Genomic DNA, 21,501 nt, shown 5'->3' on the forward strand with positions numbered 1-21,501 from the left:
GCGCATCCCGCCACATCAGACCGGAGCGGATCACATGGATGATCCCGCTAATCACCCGGCGGTCATCGACCCTGGGAACACCGCGCGGCTTGTTCGGCAGAAGCGGTTGAAGTCGGGAGAACTGAGCGTCCGAAAGCCAGATATGGTGGTTGATCATGGCAAACTCCCCACATTCAGGAAGTTTGAATCACATTCCCGACCACATGGGAATCCCGTTTATGGGTCCTGAGCCTAGCGACCCAGCACCGTGCCGTCTCGTAGCTGATCTCCAGCCAACAGGTCGTCGACGTCCAGCAGGCTGAGGCTGAAGCGCAGGTACAGCCAATCAGCGTGCGGAACGATCGACGTCGGATAGTGCAGGCTGGCGTATGAGATCGGCGTCATGGAGACAGCCTACTCGCCGACCCGACGAGCTGCCACGCGTCGGCGTGACAACGCCCAGCGGATCGCAGATGACACACCGACACCGAACCGAGCCGCTGCCGACCGGCAAGACGAAAGCAATCAGGCGGTGATCGGCGGGTGTGTCACATGCCAGTGCCGGGCAATATCGACACGCCGGCACACCCAGACCCGCTCGTGTGCCAGGACGTGATCGAGAAAACGGGCAAGGGCCCTGGCGCGGCCGGGTCGACCGACCAGCCGCTGGTGCAGTCCGACAGACATCATCTTCGGTGCCTCCGCGCCCTCTTCGTAGAGCTGGTCGAAGCTGTCGACCAAGTGGCGGAAGAAATCCTCGCCGGAGCCATAAGCAGATGGCGCGCCAAACTTCACGTCGTTGGTGTCAAGCGCGTAGGGCAAGACCAGATGGGGACGCCCCCCGACCGAGATCCAATAGGGCAGGTCGTCGGCGTATGAGTCGGAATCGTAGAGAAACCCACCATGTTCGACCAGCAGCCGACGGGTACGCGGACTGGGAGCATATCGGCAATACCAGCCGGCGGGTGGGGCGCCGGTCAACCGCTGTATAGTTTCGACGGCGCGGGCAATGTGCTCGCGTTCCTTGTCCTCGTTCAATTCGAAGTGATTGATCCAGCGCCAGCCGTGGCCTGCGAAGTCGCAGCCTGCTTCCGTGAGTGCTTTGGTCGAGACCGGATTGCGCTCCAGCGCTTGAGCACAGGCGTAGACGGTGAACGGCAGCTGTCGGTCGGTGAACAGCCTGAGGATGCGCCAAACACCGGTGCGCGACCCGTATTCGTAGAGCGATTCCAGCCCGAGATCGCGTTCACCAGCCGGATGCCTACCGCCGACGACCTCTGACAGACCACTCTCGTTGCGGGCATCCCCGTGAAGGACCGAGTTCTCCGATCCCTCCTCGACGTTGAGCACGAAGTTGACCGCGATACGGGCTCGGCCAGGCCACGCGGCAATAGGCGGTTCACCGCCATAGCCGATCATGTCGCGTGGATACGGGGATGGCGTTGTCATTGGAGGTTTCTCCTCGGCAGTCCAAGTACCCACGTCGGGGCGGTCGATGGATCGATCGGTTCAGCGTACGATATTTCCTCAAAGCAGCTGTCCGCGATTCCATCTGCAAGAAGGAGCCCCGATGGCGACCACCGGCCCGACGCCGACCAGCCGGTCTCTGTCGCCAAACTGAGCGCAACCGCCCGATCGGATATCACTGCAAGCAGCGGGAGTTCAGCGTGCGGATCAGGACGTCGCTTGGCGTCGGAAAGCCGATGTGATCGTCATGGACGGCCGGAAGCCGGCCCTTGGCACGGTGATTGACGGCAGGGTGGTGATCCGGTGCGCTTCTGTCCTGGCAGTCGATACGGCGACACCATCGTCGCAGAGGCCCGCGACGTGGCCCGGTCGCTGTCGCGGGCCACGTGACGGCCAGGGTTCAGCCGGCAGCACGGCACATAGTCCGATCGCATTGACTACGATCCGCGGAGTTGGTCGGCGCAGGGTACCCCACCGGTTCTGGGTGCAACCAATGGACCGACCCGTTGTTCAGGCGAGCACGGTCAACATGGGAAATGCCTGGGCCACAGCCTCGGCGCCGAACCCGACAATCTCTGCGAAGATCCAAAGCATCATTGCCCAGCCGACCGCAAAGGTTAACGTTCGACCGAATGGGATGCCGGACACGTATGCGGCAAAGTGAGCGACCCGGGCCCAGAAGTAAACCGTCGCTGCCGTCGCGGTCGCCGCACTGGCGGTACCGGATGCGTGGGCTACCAACACCAGAGCCGCAAACGGTGCCAGGTTCTCGATGGCATTGTAGTGCGCTTTGCGGGCACGTTCGGCCCAGCCGGGCAGTTCCCGGCCGTCGGCGGAATATGTAAGCGCCGGAATCAGGCCGTACTTCACGATGTGAGCGACGATGTACGGCAGCCAAAGCATTACCGTCAACGCTGAGGTCAATGCGAGCATCTTTAGGTCGGTGGACATGAGTGAACCTCCCTTCCGGCAGCAAAACCAGAGTGCTGACAAGGTCTGCCCATCGCCAACTTGTGTCGAGTTATATCGGCTTCTGCCAGCCTTCACTCGTCGTTGACTCGAGCCTCAACGGGCTCACACCGTGGGAATATCGAAACTGGTCAGCCGAGGACCAAAACCGGAACAGAACTAACTTCTGAACGGGGAGATAACAGGGACAAATTCCTTCTATGCGTGTATTACATATTGATTAACTCGATTCATTAGATAGTTTTTTATAAACAACCCGGAGCATACGATGTCTAAATTCCTCAAGAAGCTCGCCCAGATCGAAGAAGATAAACTGAAGACCGACTTCGTCTGGCGTGTCCAACTGACCTACTCGCACAGCAAACCCGACGAGCCGCCAGCAAAGGTAACGTCAACCTGCACTCTCATCGACTGCGCCAACCGGGAGATGGCGGTGATGGTCGCCAAGCAGGCCCTCGACCAATACGGCCATCTGGTCGGCCCGCAGCACTCGGTCGAGATCAAGTTCGAGCACAAGCTGCCGCCGGCGAACGACCTATCGACCGACACCGTCTAAACGACGCTCCCCGGGGTACCTGAAGGTCCTCGGGGGTCCGCTTCGGACCCGGTGGTACACGGCGCGCGCCACCAAGTGACTAAAAAATTTCGGATAGCGACATCGCTCCCGCCAATTGAGCGCATGAAGCGACGCCCGATCTCAACCGCCGACAAGCAGGAACCTACGATCACCCGGAGCCATCCGGCCATGATCGCGTTCGCTCGCTGCCTGGGCCGGGCGGTCGCTCACGACCTCATGCGGAGCGCCGACCATGACCAACCCATCGCAGAAACTGCTAACCGTCCGCGAAGCGGCAGCGGCTCTCCAGTTGTCCTCAAAGACGATCTACCGGGCCGTTGAGTCCGGCGACCTGCCGCACCACCGGTTCGGCCGGGCGGTCCGCATCGGCCTCGCCGACCTGGAGGCGTTCGCCAACCGCCACCGGTCCGGCGGGCTGTTCCAGTAACCGCCAGTCTACTGCAGACGAACACCCCGGCAGTCCTAGTGATAACCCCTAGGTCTCTTTACGAATAAAACTAACCGGAGGTCCTCACTAGAAATGACCACAATCATACACAGTCATCACCAGTCCAAATCAGGCAAAGTCACGGCTTCACGAGAAGCCCCCAGCATGACCGAGTACCTGACCATGGAGGACGTTCGGGCGCGTGCCAGCGAACTTCTGCCGGCCTGGAAGAAGAACCAGATCTACGAGTTGCGGTCCGCTATCAAGGTGTTCGCCACCGCCGCCCGGCAGCCGGCCTCGTCGATCCACGCCGATCCGCAGATTCTGCGGGTCCTGGTCGCCAAGGCAAGCCCGCAACTCGTCGGGATCAGCAAACCCCGCTGGGCAAATATCCGCAGCCTGATCGACCGGGCGCTGGCGGGCATCGGCGTGCTGACCATCCGTGCGCGCCAACGCTGCGCCGTGTCGCCGGTTTGGCAGGAGTTGATGGATCGCGCCGAGACCCTCAACACCAAGGCCCATCTGTCGCGGTTCGCCCGTTGGTGCTCGCGCGAAGGCATCGATGCCGCCGATGTCGACGACACGACGTTCAGCACCTTCGAGGACGAACTCACCGAGTTCTCGCTGGCAAAGAATCCAGGTTCCACGGCAGCCGAGGCGGGCCGGGCCTGGAACGCCGCCGTCGTCCAGATCGAAGGCTGGGTTGGTACGGCGGTGCCGACCCGGTGCCGGCGCAAGATCGTGACCGTGCCGTGGGACGCGCTGCCGGCCTCCTTCGCGGCCAACGTGGACGACTACGCAGCCCGACGCATCAAGCCCGGCAAGTTCGACGATGTCATGGTCCGGGCTCTGCGGCCCACCACGGTCAAAGGCCATATCGACAATCTGCGTCGCGCGGCAGGCTTTCTGATCCGCGGTGGTCTGCCGGCCGACAGCGTCACCTCGATCAAGGCCCTGTTGACCACGGACAATGTCAAAAAGCTCTTGGACATGGTTTGGGGTGATGCCGACATCGCCTCGCCGAGCGCCTGCCAGTACTCGCACGGTTTCGTGTCGATCGCCCGGTTCCTTGAGTTCGACGACGCTCACCTCGGCACGTTGATCAAGTTCTCCCGACGGTGCCGGCGACCGCAGATCGGCATGACCCGTCAGAACCGGGAGCGGCTGTCGATCTTCGACGACGAGCAGGCGCTGTTGGCGATGTATACGCTGCCAGCGCGCATCGCCGACGCCCGGCGGAAGCTGAACGATATCGACTACCGCCACGCCGTCGATATGCGGCTCGCCGTCTGCGTCGAGATCCTGCTGATGGCCCCGATCCGGCGGTTCAACCTGGCAAACCTTGATCTCGCCAAACACATCGTCTGGCCGACCTGCCCGGACGGCGACATCCGGATCACCATCCCGACTCCGGAGGTCAAGAACTCGGTCGACCTGCATCACTTCCTGCCGCCGGAGTCGGCGGCGTTGGTGCGCCTGTATGTGGAGCGGTTCCGCCCGTTGCTGATGAAGACCTCGACCGACGCCCTGTTCCCCGGTGACGTGGACGGTTTCATGACGCCAAACAGTCTCGGGCGCCTGGTTCGTGTGGGGTTGAGGGATCACCTCGGGATCGACTTCAACGCGCACCTGTTCCGGCACTTCGCCTGCATGAACCACCTGCGCGAACATCCGGGGGACTACGAGACCCTGCGCCGGCTGTGCGGTCACAAGCGTCTGGATACAACCGTCAACTTCTACGCCGATACCGAGACCGACGCCGCCATTCAACGGTTCCACGACAGCACCGTCCTGCGGATCAGGAACCGGGACGACGGCTTCTTCAGCCAGGACATGGTGTGACGGCATGACGACATCGAACGTTGTCCCGATGAAGGTCGCCGACTGGCCGAGCATCGATCATCAGCTGTGGGCGCGCGCGACGGTGTCGGCATCACGCTTGGACGAGCCGGGATGGGCCTCGAGTTGGCGACCGTCGACAATCGTTGTCGCGGAGCAGGGCTACGGAAGCTGGCTGGCCTGGCTGGACGAGAACGAAATCCTGGATCGGTCTGTGCGGCCGGCCGTTCGGGTTGCGGCCGAGCGGGTCGACGCGTTCGCCAAGCGCCTGAGCGGCCATGTCGCCGGCAACACGGTGAGCATCGCGATCGCCGGCTTGCACCGGACGCTGCGGGCGATGGAGGAGACCACGAACTTCCGTTGGCTCGATCACCTGGCGCGGCACTATGCGAACAACGCCCCGTCGGTTCGCAACAAGGCCGCGCGGGTGATCCCGAGTGCCGATCTGTATCAGTACGGTCAGGAACTGATGGACCAGGCCGCCAAGCGGGTTGATGCGCCGGTCCACGGCGCGTTGCAGTATCGCAATGGCCTGATCATCAGCTTCCTGGCGGCACACCCGATCCGGCGGGGGAACCTGTCGAACCTGGTCCTGGGCCAGACGATCGTTCGCCGCGGGAGCCGCTATCGGTTCAGCTTCGAGCCTTCGGCAACCAAGTCCCGTCGGGTTCTGGAACAAACGCTGATCGAAGACCTGACCGAGCGCTTCGACGTGTACCTTGCCACCGTCCGGCCCCGTCTGCGGGACCGGGCAATCGGTCCGGACTCGCGCTCGCTGTGGATCGGTATGGACGGCACGACGTTGGATGCAGGCGGACTGTACGCTGTCATTCAGCTCTGGACCGGCAGACGGTACGCTCGGGCGCTGTACCCGCACCTGTTCCGGGACTGTGCCTCGACCAGCGTGGCGATCGAGGATCCAGAGCACATCGGCATCGCCAAGAGCGTCCTCGGCCACACCACCCTGGCCACCAGTCAGAAGCACTACAACATGGCCAACGGCCTGTCGGCATCGCGGCGGTTCGGCGCCAGCATCGCCGCGCTCAAGCGGCGGCTCGCCAATGACGACATAGACTCCTGAAAGTCGGGGCGTAGTATGGGTGATCAGATCGATATCCGGCCGGCGCCAAGGAGGGCTATGGCCTCGTCCCGCGGAAGCGGAGAAGAGGAGCCCTTGTGACCACGGTTGCCATCTACGCACGGTACTCCTCCGACAATCAGCGCGATGCCTCTATCGACGACCAGGTCGAATTGTGCCGTCGGCGTGCCGTCCAGGAAGGCTGGGACGTCGCAAGGATCTACGCCGACCGAGCCATCAGCGGCGGTTCCCAGTTCGGGAGAGTCGAGTACCAGTCGCTGATTGCTGACGCCGAGGACAAGCGCTTCGATATTGTGCTTTGCGAGTCGCTCGATCGCTTGAGCCGCCGGTTGGCCGATATCGCCGACCTCCACGACCGATTGATCTTCCGCGGCATACGGCTCTATGCGCTGAACATCGGAGAAGTCACGCCGATCCATACCGCCGTCATGGGCATGATGGCGCAGCACTATGTTCGCGATCTGGCGGACAAGACCAAACGCGGTCAGTTGGGACGCGTCCTGAAGGGCAAGATCCCCGGTGGCAAGGCCTACGGCTACGACGTGCTGCCGCCGGACGCCGATGGCGCCGGCGGGCGCTCGATCAACCCGGCGGAATCAGCGATCGTGACCCGGATATACGAACGCTACGCCGCTGGTCACAGCCCGCGCCGAATTGCCCGGGAGTTGAACGCCGAGCGACTGCCGGGTCCCGGAGGACGACCCTGGGCCGATACGACGCTGCGGGGCCAGCCGGAGCGCGGCACCGGGATCCTGAACAATTCTCTCTATGCCGGTCGGATCGAGTGGAACCGATGCAGCTACGTCAAGGACCCGCGAACCGGCAAGCGGGTTGCCCGGCCCAACCCCTCCGATACCTGGGAAATGATCGATGTCCCCGAGTTGCGCATCATCGACGACGAGCTCTGGGACCGGACCCGTAAGCGTCAGTCGGAGTTGACCAAGGTCATGGGTACCGATGCCTCCGGCAATCCATTGAACACCGGGCACCGGCGCGTCTTTCTGTTGTCCGGTCTGCTCAAGTGCGGGATGTGCGGTGGCGTGTACACCATCGTGGCGCAGGACCGCTACGGCTGCTCGACACGCCGTTCGAAGGGAACCTGCGACAACGCCGTCACCATCTCGCGCCCAGAAATCGAGAACCGGGTGCTGTCGGCGCTCCAGGAGCGGTTGATCACACCTGAACTCGTCGAGGTCTTCATATCGGCATTCCATGACGAGGTCCGCAAACTGCAGGCGACGCAGTCCGCCGCCACACAGCGGGCCGAACATGAACTCGCGCAGGTCCGGTCGAAGATCGCCAAGATCCTCGCCGCAATCGAGGACGGGTTCCACGACGCGTCCATGAACACCCGGGTCAAGAAACTGCGTGAACGCGAGGCCGACATACGAACGGCTCTGGAGCAATTGCCGGACACGACGGTCACGCCGCACCCCAATCTGGCCAAGCTCTACGCCCTGAAAGTCGCCAAGCTATCGCAGTCGCTGAACGACCAGACCGTACGGGCCGAAGCAACAGAAGCGATCCGCTGCCTGATCCAGCAAATCGTGCTGACGCCGCGCGCGAGCGGCTCCGGCTTGGACGCCGAGGTCCACGGAGATCTGGCGGAGATCCTGGCGCTGTCGGACGGCGGGAACCAGATACGCAAACACCCCGCTGCGCTGGCAGCGGGGCGTCAACTGTCGGTGGTTGCGGGGGCTCGATGCCACCTTTACCGAACCGTTTTCAGACTGTGATCGTGGGCTCGATGCTACCTCTATCGAATCGACCTTAGATTGTAGTCCAGGGCTCGATGCTAGCTGCACTGACCGGGCTTTCACCCGTGTTCCGACGCTCCCAATCCACATTGGCATGTCTGCCTATTTGAGATCGCAAAACTGCCATTCAGACGGTCGATCTTGATACAGAGCGGTCATTTGCCCGGGAGAGCATCGACCCGACTGGTGGAGCTGAAAGCCTGACCGTGTGAGCACAGTCGCGTCTCAGCCGCGGATTGCAGCTCCGCACAGCTTCGGCGCGTAGAGGGCGAGATACAGTCCGAAGGCCAACACCCAGCCCACTCCGGACCAATCGATCATCGGCGTGGAGACCGTCGGAACCAAAGCCGCTGTCACCCGCAACACGCTCGCAGCGGTGACAAGCAGATAGATGACAGCGGTCCCGCGATCGGCAGTCAGCGCCCGGCCGGTGTGGCCGAGGGTCGCCCGGGTCATCATCGCCAAGGTCATGGTACCGATGGCGCCGACACCGAAAGCATGCTGCACCGCGGCCTGGGGCACCGTATCGGGGGCCAGTGCGTGAATCGCCATGAAGGCGAACCCGATCGCGACCCACAGATAACCAAGATGCATGACCCAGACCAGCGGTTCCACCCCGGTCCGCCAGCCCCGCCACCGGGCGAGACGCAGCATGTGCCCGACGGCAACGAGACCTGCCAGCGCGCCAGTCACGAGCGCTTCCGGCCACGCCAGCCAGGCCGCGAAGGTTGCGACGGTTGCGAGCAGGACGGCTGCGTCGAAGCGTCCCGGTTCGACCGGCAATGGCACGCCGTATCCGTTACCAACCAGCCAGTTGCGGGTAAATGCCGGAATGACGCGTCCGCCGATCAGCGTGATCAACAGGATCATCGCCGCCAACCCCACCCGGTTGCCGAGGGTGCCGCCCCCGTCCAGCAGGCCGGCGGCGTCAGCATGAACCATCGCGTTTCCCACCAGCAGCGCCGCAGGGCCGGCGACCATCGGCAGATTTCGCCAGTTCCGGGCTACCCGAACCTGCCAAGCCGTGCGGCTGGTCAGTACCGCCAGGAAGCCGAGGTCCAGGGACGCAACGACCGCGACCCCCACGACGTCGGGCATCAGCATCGCGATACGACCCAGCAACCAGACGCCGACCAGGGCAGCAAGGCCGAAACCGAGCAGCTTGGGCTGACCAGTCCAACTGGGCACTGCAGTCAGCAGGAAGCCGCCGCCGATCCCCGCAGCGAAGCCATAGATCATCTCATGGGCATGCCAGATCAGCGGTCCGTAGGTGTCCCCGCCGGGTGCCACGGCGCCGGCAAGCGCGGCGAGCCAGATTCCAAGTGCAATAGCAGCCCAGGCGGCTCCGGCCAGGAAGAACGGCCGAAGCCCGACCTCCAGAAACGCCGGGGAGGCCTTTGCGGGAAGGATCGACAGCGGTCGATCGGCAGTCATGATGATCTCCGTAGACGGATCTCGGTGCGCGGGCGCTACTGGACCAGCGGCGATGCACCAGCGTCGAGGTCGACACCCTGCAGGTCGGCACTACCGGCGAGAATTTTCAGATACTGGGCGTTTGCGCGTCGCCAGACCGCCTCTCCCAGGTATTCCGCGATCCGTTCGTGGACCATTTCGAACGGCAATTGCCGGCCCTCGATCCGTCGATCCAGGCGCAGCACATGGGCGCCGTATCGGGTCTTCACCGGGACCGGGCAGAGCTGGCCTGACTCCAGAGCGAACAGGAACGTCTCGAACTCCGGGACCGTCTGGCCCTTGGACACCTGCCCGAGGGACCCGCCGGTCGACGCAGACGGACAGGCCGATCGAGCCTTGGCCAGTGCGGCAAAAGTGTCGGGCTGTCGCTGCAGGCCGGCGATCAGTTCTTCGGCCTCACCGCAGGCGGCGGCATGGGCTGCCTTGTCGTCAACGGAAGCCGCCAGCAGGATGTGCGACGCTTCGAACAGGTCCGGGGTCCGGAACCGCTGCCGGTTGCTCTCGTAGTAGCGGCGGCAAGCCGCCTCGTCCGCTTCCGGCACCCGGACTTCACGCTCGAGCAGCCGTTCAATCAGCCCCTCTTCGGCGGTTCGCTCGCGACCGTCGCCGGCATCCGCAGCTTCGGTCTCGAGCCCTTGGCGCCGTGCTTCCTGCAGTAGGAGTTCGCGCACGGCCAGTGCCCGGGCCGCCTCGTGCCAGGCATCGTCCGCGGAGGACGCAGGATGGTTCTGCATCTCGGCCGCGATTGCCGCCTCCGGGATCGCCACACCGTTCACGCTGAGCTGGGTCATGGTCGCCTCATTTCGTCGAAACCAGCGGCGCGCGCTTGCTGCGCACCACCTGATAGCCCGGCCGCCAGAGGTAGCGCACCGGGGCGCTGAGCATGTGAACCAGCCGGGTGAATGGGAACACCAGAAGGATTGTCAGACCAAGAAACAGGTGAGCCTTGAAGACCGGATGCACATCCCTGATGTAATCGGCCGCGGCTAGGTCGAGGATGAAGATGCCCTGCGCCCAGGACATGAACTTGACCATCTCGTGGCCGTCCATGTGACCGAGCGAGACCGGGATCGTCAGCAGCCCGAGGATCAGTTGCAGATACAGCAGGATCAGGATCGCAATGTCGCCGAACGACGAGGTCGAGCGGATCCGCGGATCGCCTAGCCGACGGTGCAGCAACATGGTCGCGCCGATCAGGCACACGATACCGGCCGCCCCACCAACTGCAATCGCTAGGCCCTGCTTGAAGCCGTGGCCGATCCCGAGAACGTCGAAGATCTGGATCGGTGTCAGCAGGCCGACTAGGTGCCCAAAGAACACGATCAGGATTCCGACGTGAAACAACACCGAGCCGAGAACCAGTTGCCGCCGGCGCAGCAGTTGGCTCGACCCGGAGCGCCAGGTATAGGGCTCCCGCTCGTAGCGGATGATGCTGCCGACCGCCAGGATCGTCAGGGCGATGTAGGGGTAGATCCCGAACAGCGCTGTCTGGAGAAAACCTGCCATGGATCTGCCCTCCTCACAGGGGTCCGGTTCCGGGAGTCGGCCTGGACGGTGCCGTATCCGCGACAATCCGCTGCAGGATCAGCTCCGCCTTGGAGCACGCCGTATCCGGTCCTGCTTCGGGTCCGAACGCAACGGCGGATTCCTCCCAGGCCCGGTCGAGCGCCTCCAGATCGTTCGGGTCGTCGTCGGGCTCGGCTAGGGCTTCCGCTCGCTGGTCGTTCGAGACCACGCCGTCGGCCAGCGCCTCCAACGCTGCGAACACCGCTGCGTAATCGCTGCCGCGCTTGACCAGCCGTTCCCTCAGCGCGACCACGACGTGCAATGGCTGGCCGAGCAGTTCGCACGCCTCCTTGATCGGGCGTACCGCCAGGAATTCCAGGAACAACGGCAGGTAGTCCGGCAGTTCGCGGGCGGAGATCACCAGCCCGTTGTCGGCATATAGCGTCTGCAGGTCGACCATCGCTTGGCCGCGGTCCCGGCTCTCACCATGCACATGCTCGAACAGATGCAGCGACAGCGACCGGGTGCGGTCGAACAAGAATACATAGCGCTCCTGGGCGTCGTACAGGTCGAGCCCTGCGAGTTGGTCGATCAGCCGGTACAGCTCCGGATGCCTGCGTTCCGGCAGCAAGCCTTCGGCAGCCAGCGCCGCCCTGAACTCCGCCGCCGCTCCCTGAACCTCGGCGGTCGGATACGACAGCAGAAGCGACAGCACCTTGAACGTCCGGATCATCAGAACACCTCCGTCGGAGTCTTTACGGTCTTGCGCTTGGGACTGGAGAACAGGTTGCCGGCCGAACTGCCGCCAGAGCAGCCGTTGCCGAAGCTGAAGCCGCATGAACCGCGGACGTCGTAGGCGTCTTCGGTCTCCTCGCGGTGCGAACTCGGGATCACGAAGCGGTCCTCGTAATTCGCGATCGCCATCACGTGGTACATCTCGTCGATCTGCGCCGGGGTCAGGCCAACCCGATCAGCGATCGCTGCATCGATCACGCCGTCAATAGTCTTGGCCCGCATGTAGCCGCGCATCGCCAGCATGCGCTCCAGCGCCAGAGCAACCGGCTCTTCCTTGCCGGCGGTCAGCAGGTTGGCGAGGTAGCGCAGCGGAATCCGCAGGCTGCGGACATCCGGCATGTCGCCGTCCACGCCAATCTTGCCGGCCTCGGCCGCCGATTGGATCGGCGACAGCGGCGGCACGTACCAAACCATAGGCAGGGTCCGGTATTCCGGATGCAGCGGGAACGCCACCTTCCAGTCCATGGCCATCTTGTAGACCGGCGAATTCTTCGCCGCGTCGAGCCACGCCTCCGGAATCTCGTCCTTGCGCGCCTGCTCGATCACCGCCGGGTCGTTCGGGTCCAGGAAGATCGAGAGCTGGGCCTCGTACAGGTCCTGTTCGTCGGGGGCCGACGCCGCTTCCTCGATCCGGTCGGCGTCGTACAGCAACACCCCAAGATAGCGGATTCGGCCGACGCAGGTCTCCGAGCACACCGTCGGCTGCCCGGCCTCGATCCGCGGGTAGCAGAAGATGCACTTCTCCGACTTACCGCTCGACCAGTTGTAGTAGATCTTTTTGTACGGACAGCCCGACACGCACATCCGCCAGCCCCGGCACTTCTCCTGGTCGATCAGGACGATGCCGTCCTCCTCGCGCTTGTAAATCGCACCGGAGGGACAAGCTGCCACGCAGGTCGGGTTGAGGCAGTGCTCGCACAGCCTCGGCAGGTACATCATGAAGGTGTTCTCGAACTGGCCGTAGATCTCCTTCTCGACGCCTTCGAAGTTCACGTCCTTGGAGCGCTTGGAGAACTCACCTCCGAGGATCTCCTCCCAGTTCGGTCCCCAGTCGATCTTCTCCATGCGCTCGCCGGTGATCAGCGAGCGGGGACGCGCCGTCGGGGTCGCCTTGGAGTCCGGCGCGGTCTGGAGATGCTCGTAGTCGAAGGTGAACGGCTCGTAGTAGTCGTCGATCTCCGGCAGGTCCGGGTTGCCGAAGATCTTCGCCAGGACCCGCCACTTGGCTCCCATCTTCGGCTGCAGCTTGCCGCCTTTTGTGCGGACCCAGCCGCCGTTCCACTTCTTCTGGTTCTCCCATTCCTTGGGGTACCCGATCCCAGGCTTGGACTCGACGTTGTTGAACCACGCGTATTCCATACCCTCGCGGTTGGTCCAGACGTTCTTGCAGGTCACTGAGCAGGTGTGGCACCCGATGCATTTGTCGAGGTTCAACACCATGCCGATCTGAGCACGGATCTTCATTCCGCAGCCTCCTTGGCCTGGTCAGCCGGCCCCTCGAGCCAGTCGACCTTGTCCATTTTCCGGATGATCACGAACTCGTCGCGGTTGGAGCCGACGGTGCCGTAATAGTTGAATCCGTATGACAGCTGGGCGTAGCCGCCGATCATGTGCGTCGGCTTCAACACCGCGCGGGTCACCGAATTGTGGATACCGCCGCGCCGGCCGGTCATCTCCGAGCCCGGCATGTTCACGATCTTTTCCTGGGCGTGATACATGAAGAGAGTGCCCTCCTTCATGCGTTGGGACACCACCGCGCGGGCGACCAGGGCGCCGTTCGCGTTGTAGGCCTCGACCCAATCGTTGTCCTGAATGCCCGCCTTGGCGGCATCGGTCTCGCTCAGCCACACCACCGGCCCGCCGCGGCTTAGCGTCAGCATCAGCAGGTTGTCGGTGTAGGTGGAGTGGATGCCCCACTTCTGGTGCGGCGTAATGAAGTTCAGCACCACCTGCGGCCGGTCGCTATCGCCCTTTAGCAGCGGTGTCACTGTCTTGGTGTCGATCGGCGGACGGTAGACGCAGAAGCCCTCGCCGAACGCCCGCATCCAGAGATGATCCTGGTAGAGCTGCTGTCGCCCGGTCAGGGTGCGCCAGGGGATCAGCTCGTGGACGTTGGTGTAGCCGGCGTTGTAGCAGACCTTCTCGGACTCGATCCCCGACCAGGTCGGCGAACTGATGATCTTGCGGGGTTGCGCGACCACGTCGCGGAACCGGATCTTCTCGTCCTCCTTGGGCATTGCCAGATGGGTGTGTTCGCGACCGGTGAACTTCTCCAACGCGGTCCAGGCCTTGACGGCCACCTCACCGTTGGTCTCCGGCGCCAGGCTCAGAATCACCTCGGTGGCGTCGATATCGGATTCGATCCGCGGCAGCCCCTTGGTCGGTCCGTCTTCGGTGACGGTTCCGTTCAATTGGCCGAGCAGTTCAACCTCGTGCTCGGTGTTCCAGGCGATACCCTTGCCGCCATTGCCGATCGAGGTCATCAGCGGGCCAAGCGCAGTGAACCGTTTGTAGAGATTCGGATAGTCGCGTTCGACCACGCTGATCTGCGGCATGGTCAGGCCCGGGATCGCGTCGGCGTCGCCCTTGCGCCAATCCTTCACGTCCATCGCCTGGGCGATCTCGCCGGGCGTATCGTGCAGGATCGGCGTCAGCACCACGTCCTTTTCGACCCCCAGGACCTCGGGCGCGATTTCTGAGAACCGCTTGGCGAGGCCCTTGTAGATCTGCCAATCGCTGCGCGATTCCCACACCGGATCTACCGCCGCCGTTAGCGGGTGGATGAACGGGTGCATGTCCGAGGTGTTGAGGTCGTTCTTCTCGTACCAGGTGGCGGTCGGCAGGACGATGTCGGAGTAGACGCAGGTAGTCGACATCCGGAAGTCGAGAGTGACCAGCAGGTCGAGTTTGCCCTTCGGTGCCTCGTCGTGCCACTGCGCCTCGCGGACGCCCTGCGCGCCCTCCTCGCCAAGATCCTTGCCGAGGACGCCGTGGTCGGTTCCCAGCAGGTGCTTCAGGAAATACTCATGACCCTTGCCGGACGAGCCCAGCAGGTTGGAGCGCCACACGAACATGTTGCGCGGCCAGTTCTTCTCGCCATCGGGGTTCTCGCATGACATCCGCAGCGTGCGGTCCTTCAGCCCCTCGACCACATAGTCCTTGACCTCCTGGCCGGCAGCCGCGGCAGCCGCGGCGATCGTCAACGGATTGGTCTCGAGCTGCGGCGCCGACGGCAGCCATCCCATGCGTTCCGCGCGAATATTGTAATCGATCAGCGTGCCGTCCCACGGGCCTTCCGGCGCCGTCGGCGACAGGATCTCGGAGACTTTCAGGGTCTCGTATCGCCACTGGTCGGTGTGGGCGTAGAAGAACGAGGTCGAGTTCATCTGCCGCGGCGGCCGCCCCCAGTCGAGGCCGAAGGCGAGCGGCAGCCAACCGGTCTGCGGGCGCAGCTTCTCCTGCCCGACATAGTGCGACCACCCGCCACCGGATTGTCCGACGCAGCCGCACATGACCAGGAGGTTGATGATCCCCCGGTAGTTCATGTCCATGTGGTACCAGTGGTTCAACCCGGCACCGAGGATCACCATCGACTTGCCGTTGGTCTTCTCGGCGTTGCGGGCGAACTCGCGGGCCACCGTCACGATGCTGTCGGCCGGAACGCCGGTGATGCGTTCGGCCCAGGCTGGCGTGTAGGGCACGTCCTCGTCGAACCCCATGGCGACATTCTCCCCGCCGAGCCCCCGATCGAGACCGTAGTTGGCGACAAACAGGTCGAACACGGTCGCTACCAGCGCGTCCCCTTCCACCAGGGCGACCTTCTTGGCCGGCACCCTTCGGATCTGCACGGACTCATGCTCGGTGGACGCGAAGTGCTCGTGCTTGAGATTGCCGAAATACGGGAAGCCGACCTCGACCACGTCGTCGTGCCGGGCCTTGTCGATAAAGGTCAACTCGAGCTCGACGTCGCGTCCCCCGGCTTCCTTGGGCTCCAGGTTCCACTTGCCGGACTCGCCCCAGCGGAAGCCCACGGAACCCTTCGGCACCACAACATCACCGGAGACCCGGTCGACGGCGACCGGCTTCCAGTCCGGGTTGTTCGCTTGGCCGAGCCCACCAGTGAACTCCGAGGCGCGGACCAGCCGCTCCGGGATGTAGTGGCCGTCCTTCTTCACCAGTCGGACCAGCATGGGCATGTCGGTATAGCGTCGGCAGTAGTCCTCGAAGTACTTGGCTTTACGGTCGATATGGAACTCGCGCAGAACCACATGGCCCAGCGCCATGGCGAGGGCGGAGTCGGTGCCCTGCTTGGGGTGCAGCCACAGGTCGGAAAACTTGGCGGCCTCGGAATAGTCCGGGCTGACCACCACGCTCTTGGCGCCCTTGTAACGGACCTCGGTGTAGAAATGCGCGTCTGGTGTCCGGGTCTGCGGGACGTTCGAACCCCACAGGATCAGGAAGCCGGAGTTATACCAGTCGGCACTCTCCGGCACGTCGGTCTGCTCGCCCCAGGTCTGCGGGCTGGCCGGCGGCAGGTCGCAGTACCAGTCGTAGAACGACATGCTGACGCCGCCGAGCAACGACAAGTAACGCGAGCCCGCCGCGTAGGAGACCATCGACATCGCCGGGATTGGCGAGAACCCGATCACCCGGTCGGGGCCGTAGGTCTTGGCGGTATACGCGTTGGCCGACGCGATAATCTCGTTGACCTCGTCCCAGTTCGCCCGGACGAAGCCACCGAGCCCCCTGCGCGACGTGTAGGAATGGCGCTTGACCGGATCCTCGACGATTGATGCCCAGGCAGCCACCGGCGTCCGCAGGATCCGAGCCTCACGCCAGAGCTTGAGCAGGACCGACCGTACCAACGGGTATTTCACCCGGTTCCCCGAGTACATGTACCAGCTGTAGCTGGCCCCGCGAGAACAACCGCGCGGCTCGTGGTTCGGGAGGTCCGGACGGGTCCTCGGGTAGTCGGTCTGCTGGGTTTCCCAGGTGACGATTCCGCCTTTGACGTAGATCTTCCAGGAGCAGGAGCCGGTGCAGTTCACGCCATGGGTCGATCGCACGGTCTTGTCGTGCTGCCAGCGCTTGCGGTAGCCGTCCTCCCAGCGCCGATCCTCGCCCGTGGTGATCCCGTGCCCTTCGGCGAACGGCTCGACCGGGGCGGCGGACAGAAAGTTGAGGCGATCGAGGAGATGGCTCATTGAAGCCTCCTTACTCTGCGGGAGCCGGGGCGGCGGGCGTCGAAGTGCCGCCGCGCTCGATGTCGTGGAGCAGCCCCCCGGGCCGCGTGTAGACGAACCAAGTCAGCGCCGCGCAGGTGACGTAGAACACCAGGAAGCCCCAGAGTGCTGCTTGCGGCGCACCGGTCAGCGTGATCGAGGTGCCGTAGGCCTTCGGGATGAAGAAGGCGCCATAAGCCGCGATAGCCGAGGTGAAACCGATGATCGCCGCTGCTTCCTTGTCGGCGTGCCGGTGACGCTCGGCCGGCGGGACGCCCGGCATCAGCCGGCCGAGTTCGCTGCGCATGATGATCGGGATCATCTGGAAGGTGGAGGCGTTGCCGATCCCCGTCGCGAAGAACAGCACCATGAACATCGCGAAGAAGCCCCAGAACGCTCCCGGCTGGTCCTTGATGCCAAGGAAGTAGAGCACTCCGCCGACCGCCGCGATCATCAGAAGGAAGGTCCAGAAGGTGACCCGTCCACCGCCGAACCTGTCGGAGATCCAGCCCGTGGCGGCCCGGCTCAAGGCACCGATCAGCGGCCCGAGGAAGACGTACTGCAGCGAGTCGATTGCCGGGAACTGGGTTTTCGCCAGCAGCGGGAACCCCGCCGAATAGCCGATGAAGGATCCGAAGGTGCCGGTGTACAGCCAGCACATGATCCAGTTGTGGCGGCGCTGGAAGATCACCGCCTGCTCGCGGAACGACGCCTTGGCCGAGGCCAGGTCGTTCATGCCGATCCAAGCCAGCACCGTTGCCGCAATCAGAAACGGCACCCAGATGAAGCCGGCGTTCTGCATCCAGAACCGGGTCCCGGCCGAGGCGACCTGCGGCTCTCCGCCGATCGCCCCGAACACGCCGGCGGTGATCACCAGCGGGACCGCGAACTGCATGACGCTGACCCCGGCGTTGCCGAGCCCGGCGTTCAGCGCCAGCGCGTTGCCCTTCTGCGCCTTCGGAAAGAAGAAGCTGATGTTGGCCATCGAAGAGGCGAAGTTGCCGCCGCCGAGGCCGCACAGCAGGGCCAGCACGAGGAAGATCAGATACGGCGTGTTCGGATCCTGGACCGCGTAACCGATCCCGAACGCCGGCACCAGCAGCGACGCCGTCGACAGCGTCGTCCACAGCCGTCCGCCGAGGATGGGAACCATGAAGGAATAGAAAATGCGCAGGGTGGCACCGGACAGACCCGGCAGTGCCGCCAGCCAGAACAGTTCGTTGGTGGTGAACGTGAAGCCGATGGCAGGCAGCTTGGCGACCACCACACTCCACACCATCCAGACCGAGAAGGCCAGCAGCAGGCACGGTATCGAGATCCACAGATTGCGCTGCGCAATGCGCCGCCCGGTAGAGTCCCAAAACGCCGGATCCTCGGGCCGCCAGTCGGTGACCAGTGCGCTGCTGCCCCGACCGTGCTTCGCGCTGTCATGCACCCCCTCCAGTTCCGGGAAAGCAGGGAGCGTGTCGAGAATATCGCCCGCAGCGGTGCGTTCCATCTGACGGATCGAGAAATGCATCCAGGCCAGCGCCACCGCGACGATGGCGAACAGCAGCATGAAGCAGCTGGTCCACACCCCGACGAGATCGTTCATGACCCCGAAGGCGATCGGCAGGACGAAACCGCCGAGCCCACCGATCATCCCGACCAGACCGCCGACCGAACCAACGTGATCCGGGTAATAGACCGGGATGTGCTTGTAGACGGCCGCCTTGCCCAGCGACATGAAAAACCCAAGCACGAAGATCACGACCACGAACGGCACCAGCCCCATCCGTGTCGAGAAGCTGATCGGGCCTTCGATGCCGTGGATCACATAGTCGGTGTTCGGGTAGGACAGCATGAACAGCGCGACCAGTGAGACGCCAAGCGTCCAGTACATGACGGTGCGCGCGCCATAGCGGTCCGAGAGGTGCCCGCCGTAGGCACGGAACAGGCTCGCCGGAATCGAGTAGGCTGCGGCCAGCATGCCGGCAGTCTTCAGATCCAGGCCATAGACACCAATCAGATAGCGCGGCAGCCACAGCGCCAGCGCAACGAAGGCGCCAAACACGAAGAAGTAATAGAGGGCGAACCGCCAGACCTGCTGATTGCGCAGCGGTTCCAGTTGCAGCAACGACCCGGGCGCCTTTTCGCCACGCTCACGCCGGCGGCGCAGCGCTGGGTCATCCTCGGTCGCGAGCCAGAAGATCACGGCGATCACGATCAATGCGGCGGCCCAGACTTGCGCGACCATCGGCCAGCCGAACGCCACCAGAACGAACGGCGCCACGAACTTCGTGACCGCAGCACCGACATTCCCGGCACCAAAGATGCCGAGGGCCGTGCCCTGCCTGTCCTTGGGATACCACTTCGAGACGTACGCAACGCCGACCGCGAACGAACCACCGGAGAGCCCGACGCCGAGCGCGGCGACGAGCATCATTTCGTAGGTTTCAGCGTAGGACAGCAGGAAGGTCGCAATGGCGGCCAGAACCATCGTTGCTACGTAGACCAGACGCCCGCCGTACTGGTCTGTCCAGATCCCGAGGAAGATCCGGCTGATCGAGCCAGTCAGGATCGGCGTCCCGACGAGAAGGCCGAATGCCGTATCCGAAAGCCCCAGGTCCTGCTTTATCCGCACTCCGATGATCGAAAAGATCGTCCAGACCGCAAAGCAAACCGTGAACGCCAGGGTACTCATCCCGAGAATACGGTTCTGCGGATTCGGCTGGACTGCGTCGACTTCCCGCATTGCTGTGCCCCACCTGAACTGCCGCCCCGCACAACACGGAGCGATGCCCTTGGGGACCAGTTTCAGGAAGGCGCGTCGGACGAGGTATGATCCATGTCAAATCGGCTTGCTTGATCTCAAATTGCTCCGAGAGACGACGATGGCAATCATGGCGCCGATGTCCGCCTTCATCCTGGCGGCCGAGCTCCGCGAGGCTGTCTATTTGATGCCGGCCCACAGCTTGGAACGCTTGTGATCCCGGGCAAGTCGCCAAGCTGCCGGCGCAGCAGATCAAGCCGACTCAAGAACCCGGTGCCGGGGACGCAGATATGAAGTCATTCAGCAGTTGAACAGTCAGTATGCTCGTCACTTCGATGTATAATTGCTATCCTTAACAATGTTCATCTACAATTCTCTGCCGGATCCTGCATAGCAGCTTTGGCAGATTTCCGGGATACGGCCTTCCAGATGCGCTCGCCGGAAGTCGGCGTAGTCCGCGCCATTCCAGTGCCGTGTGAAGGCATTCGGGTCGGCGGGATCAAGAGCGTCACCGATCTGATGTACGTCCGGATTGCCGATTGCACAGCACGGTACGACACGAAGATCCGAGGACACGTAGGCGCGTTCAAACGGCCACGGACAGAGCGATTCCGGCGTGTCGATCGAGTATTTCTCGGTGGCGCTCCAGAACCGCACCTCGACACCATGCTGATCGCCCAGGGTGATCAGTTGGCGCAGCGCGACCGGATCCAGTTCGTCTTCAACGCTGACGGCGTCGTTTGCGGAACGCCATTCGGTGAGCCCCCAGTCCACCAACTCCAACGAGAAAGTCAGGTGCTTGAAGCCGAGATCCCCCGCCAAACGCACGAGGTCGGTTACCTGATGAAAATTGGCACGCTGAACGACTGTCCACATCTTGGTGCGGGTAACGCCGCGATCCCGGCAATACGCATTGATCAGCCGGCAATTATCGACAACCCGTTCAAACACCGATCCTCGTCGAATCGTTTCGAACACCGACTTGGTCGCCCCATCCACGGAAACCTGGATCTCGTTCGGATCGGCGTCGAGCAGCTTTCGGTAGTTATCCTTCAGATGCAGCAGAGAGGCGTTGGTGGTCGTCCTGACCCAGATGTGACGGGCTCGGGCATAGCGAATCATGTCGAAATACGGGTCGCGCTGCATCAGCGGTTCGCCCAGGCCCTGCAGCTTGATTTCCACCAGTCCGACCTGATCGTCGATCAGCCGTTTGAACGCCGCAAGCGGCAGGTCGCCGGCACGCCGGCCATGCTCCCATGCGCTGACGCTGCACATCGTGCAGCGGAAGTTGCACCGGCTGACGTTCTCGACATCCAGCTTGATCGGCAGGTAGTCTGGCTCGGCGTTCCTGCGTCCAGCGGCAAGGTAGCGATCATAGTTGGCTCTCTTGGCCGGAGACGCAGCCAGCGCCAACTCAAGTTCTCGGTGGTAGGCCGCCAGCCCCGCCGACGGTTCCGGTGCCGGCAACAAGCGCAATGCGCGCCGACGAGCGTTTGCTCGGGCCTGAACACTCGTGTCAGCAGCCATCGACATGGCAGTAACCTTCTGATCGGCCATGACTAGTCTCCGCGTCGCATGAGTTCGACAGCGCTCAAGTGTGTTCGATGCAGCATTCCCTACGCGTTGCGGATAAGTCTCT

16 protein-coding genes and 1 pseudogene are annotated in these 21,501 nt (G+C 63.4%); 5 read left to right on the forward strand and 12 right to left on the reverse strand.

From position 1 onward, the window contains the following. The 4 genes and pseudogenes from RIC54_RS10005 to RIC54_RS10020 all read right to left on the reverse strand — a co-directional run. Positions 1-157, reverse strand: a 157-nt coding sequence (locus RIC54_RS10005; RefSeq protein ID WP_350151013.1) for a transposase, incomplete at its 3' end; no start/stop codon positions are given. A 73-nt stretch (positions 158-230) separates the two neighbouring features. Beyond that, positions 231-384 (reverse strand): annotated as a pseudogene (locus RIC54_RS10010) (IS6 family transposase); the annotation flags it as partial. Between the two features lie 120 nt (positions 385-504). Then, a complete protein-coding gene (gene puuE, locus RIC54_RS10015) occupies positions 505-1,428 on the reverse strand; it encodes an allantoinase PuuE (RefSeq protein ID WP_350095743.1) in 924 nt (307 codons plus the stop codon). 528 nt (positions 1,429-1,956) lie between these two features. Continuing rightward, entirely contained in the window at positions 1,957-2,397 is a 441-nt protein-coding gene (locus tag RIC54_RS10020) for an MAPEG family protein (protein ID WP_350095745.1), read from the reverse strand. 286 nt (positions 2,398-2,683) lie between these two features. Between RIC54_RS10020 and RIC54_RS10025 the strand changes: the two genes are divergently transcribed. The 5 genes from RIC54_RS10025 (at position 2,684) to RIC54_RS10045 (ending at position 8,093) form a co-directional block, all read left to right on the forward strand. Continuing rightward, positions 2,684-2,971 carry a hypothetical protein gene (locus RIC54_RS10025; RefSeq protein ID WP_350095747.1) on the forward strand — a complete coding sequence of 96 codons (288 nt, stop codon included), beginning with the start codon at positions 2,684-2,686 and terminating at the stop codon, positions 2,969-2,971. 253 nt (positions 2,972-3,224) lie between these two features. Continuing rightward, complete coding sequence (locus RIC54_RS10030; RefSeq protein ID WP_350095749.1) at positions 3,225-3,419, forward strand: helix-turn-helix domain-containing protein; 195 nt, start codon at positions 3,225-3,227, stop codon at positions 3,417-3,419. A gap of 165 nt (positions 3,420-3,584) precedes the next feature. Then, entirely contained in the window at positions 3,585-5,261 is a 1,677-nt protein-coding gene (locus RIC54_RS10035) for a tyrosine-type recombinase/integrase (protein ID WP_350095751.1), read from the forward strand. 4 nt (positions 5,262-5,265) lie between these two features. Then, positions 5,266-6,339, forward strand: a complete 1,074-nt coding sequence (locus RIC54_RS10040) for a site-specific integrase (protein ID WP_350095753.1) — start codon at positions 5,266-5,268, stop codon at positions 6,337-6,339. A gap of 95 nt (positions 6,340-6,434) precedes the next feature. Then, positions 6,435-8,093, forward strand: coding sequence for a recombinase family protein (locus RIC54_RS10045; RefSeq protein WP_350095755.1), 1,659 nt, complete (start codon positions 6,435-6,437; stop codon positions 8,091-8,093). Between the two features lie 246 nt (positions 8,094-8,339). Here the strand turns inward: RIC54_RS10045 and RIC54_RS10050 are convergent, their stop codons facing one another. The 8 genes from RIC54_RS10050 to RIC54_RS10085 all read right to left on the reverse strand — a co-directional run bounded on the left by RIC54_RS10050 (position 8,340) and on the right by RIC54_RS10085 (position 21,419). Continuing rightward, complete coding sequence (locus tag RIC54_RS10050; protein ID WP_350095757.1) at positions 8,340-9,548, reverse strand: NnrS family protein; 1,209 nt, start codon at positions 9,546-9,548, stop codon at positions 8,340-8,342. A gap of 35 nt (positions 9,549-9,583) precedes the next feature. Further along, positions 9,584-10,378 carry a peptidylprolyl isomerase gene (locus RIC54_RS10055; protein WP_350095758.1) on the reverse strand — a complete coding sequence of 265 codons (795 nt, stop codon included), beginning with the start codon at positions 10,376-10,378 and terminating at the stop codon, positions 9,584-9,586. A 7-nt stretch (positions 10,379-10,385) separates the two neighbouring features. Continuing rightward, entirely contained in the window at positions 10,386-11,093 is a 708-nt protein-coding gene (gene narI, locus RIC54_RS10060; RefSeq protein ID WP_350095759.1) for a respiratory nitrate reductase subunit gamma, read from the reverse strand. Positions 11,094-11,106: 13 nt separating this feature from the next. After that, positions 11,107-11,826 carry a nitrate reductase molybdenum cofactor assembly chaperone gene (gene narJ, locus RIC54_RS10065; RefSeq protein WP_350095761.1) on the reverse strand — a complete coding sequence of 240 codons (720 nt, stop codon included), beginning with the start codon at positions 11,824-11,826 and terminating at the stop codon, positions 11,107-11,109. After that, positions 11,826-13,352 carry a nitrate reductase subunit beta gene (narH, locus tag RIC54_RS10070; protein WP_350095763.1) on the reverse strand — a complete coding sequence of 509 codons (1,527 nt, stop codon included), beginning with the start codon at positions 13,350-13,352 and terminating at the stop codon, positions 11,826-11,828. The genes narJ and narH overlap by 1 nt, the downstream gene beginning before the upstream one ends. Beyond that, on the reverse strand, positions 13,349-17,092 hold the full coding sequence (locus RIC54_RS10075) for a nitrate reductase subunit alpha (protein ID WP_350150996.1): 3,744 nt from the start codon (positions 17,090-17,092) through the stop codon (positions 13,349-13,351). Before RIC54_RS10075 ends, narH begins: the two co-directional genes overlap by 4 nt. A gap of 10 nt (positions 17,093-17,102) precedes the next feature. Then, positions 17,103-19,844, reverse strand: a complete 2,742-nt coding sequence (locus RIC54_RS10080; RefSeq protein WP_350095767.1) for a nitrate/nitrite transporter — start codon at positions 19,842-19,844, stop codon at positions 17,103-17,105. A 384-nt stretch (positions 19,845-20,228) separates the two neighbouring features. Then, the gene (locus tag RIC54_RS10085; RefSeq protein WP_350095769.1) at positions 20,229-21,419 is read right to left on the reverse strand and encodes a radical SAM protein; all 1,191 of its coding nucleotides are present in this window, start codon (positions 21,417-21,419) and stop codon (positions 20,229-20,231) included. Positions 21,420-21,501: the final 82 nt, after the last annotated feature.

This window comes from Thalassobaculum sp. (genome assembly GCF_040219215.1).
GTDB lineage: Bacteria > Pseudomonadota > Alphaproteobacteria > Thalassobaculales > Thalassobaculaceae > Thalassobaculum_A.

What these genes read in the sequence shown, in the direction of transcription:
- narH (WP_350095763.1), bottom strand. Translation starts at nt 13,352, where the DNA reads ATGAAGATCCGTGCTCAGATCGGCATGGTGTTGAACCTCGACAAATGC.
- puuE (WP_350095743.1), bottom strand. Translation starts at nt 1,428, where the DNA reads ATGACAACGCCATCCCCGTATCCACGCGACATGATCGGCTATGGCGGT.
- RIC54_RS10040 (WP_350095753.1), top strand. Translation starts at nt 5,266, where the DNA reads ATGACGACATCGAACGTTGTCCCGATGAAGGTCGCCGACTGGCCGAGC.
- RIC54_RS10085 (WP_350095769.1), bottom strand. Translation starts at nt 21,419, where the DNA reads ATGGCCGATCAGAAGGTTACTGCCATGTCGATGGCTGCTGACACGAGT.
- RIC54_RS10020 (WP_350095745.1), bottom strand. Translation starts at nt 2,397, where the DNA reads ATGTCCACCGACCTAAAGATGCTCGCATTGACCTCAGCGTTGACGGTA.
- narJ (WP_350095761.1), bottom strand. Translation starts at nt 11,826, where the DNA reads ATGATCCGGACGTTCAAGGTGCTGTCGCTTCTGCTGTCGTATCCGACC.
- RIC54_RS10025 (WP_350095747.1), top strand. Translation starts at nt 2,684, where the DNA reads ATGTCTAAATTCCTCAAGAAGCTCGCCCAGATCGAAGAAGATAAACTG.
- narI (WP_350095759.1), bottom strand. Translation starts at nt 11,093, where the DNA reads ATGGCAGGTTTTCTCCAGACAGCGCTGTTCGGGATCTACCCCTACATC.
- RIC54_RS10075 (WP_350150996.1), bottom strand. Translation starts at nt 17,092, where the DNA reads ATGAGCCATCTCCTCGATCGCCTCAACTTTCTGTCCGCCGCCCCGGTC.
- RIC54_RS10035 (WP_350095751.1), top strand. Translation starts at nt 3,585, where the DNA reads ATGACCGAGTACCTGACCATGGAGGACGTTCGGGCGCGTGCCAGCGAA.
- RIC54_RS10055 (WP_350095758.1), bottom strand. Translation starts at nt 10,378, where the DNA reads ATGACCCAGCTCAGCGTGAACGGTGTGGCGATCCCGGAGGCGGCAATC.
- RIC54_RS10080 (WP_350095767.1), bottom strand. Translation starts at nt 19,844, where the DNA reads ATGCGGGAAGTCGACGCAGTCCAGCCGAATCCGCAGAACCGTATTCTC.
- RIC54_RS10030 (WP_350095749.1), top strand. Translation starts at nt 3,225, where the DNA reads ATGACCAACCCATCGCAGAAACTGCTAACCGTCCGCGAAGCGGCAGCG.
- RIC54_RS10050 (WP_350095757.1), bottom strand. Translation starts at nt 9,548, where the DNA reads ATGACTGCCGATCGACCGCTGTCGATCCTTCCCGCAAAGGCCTCCCCG.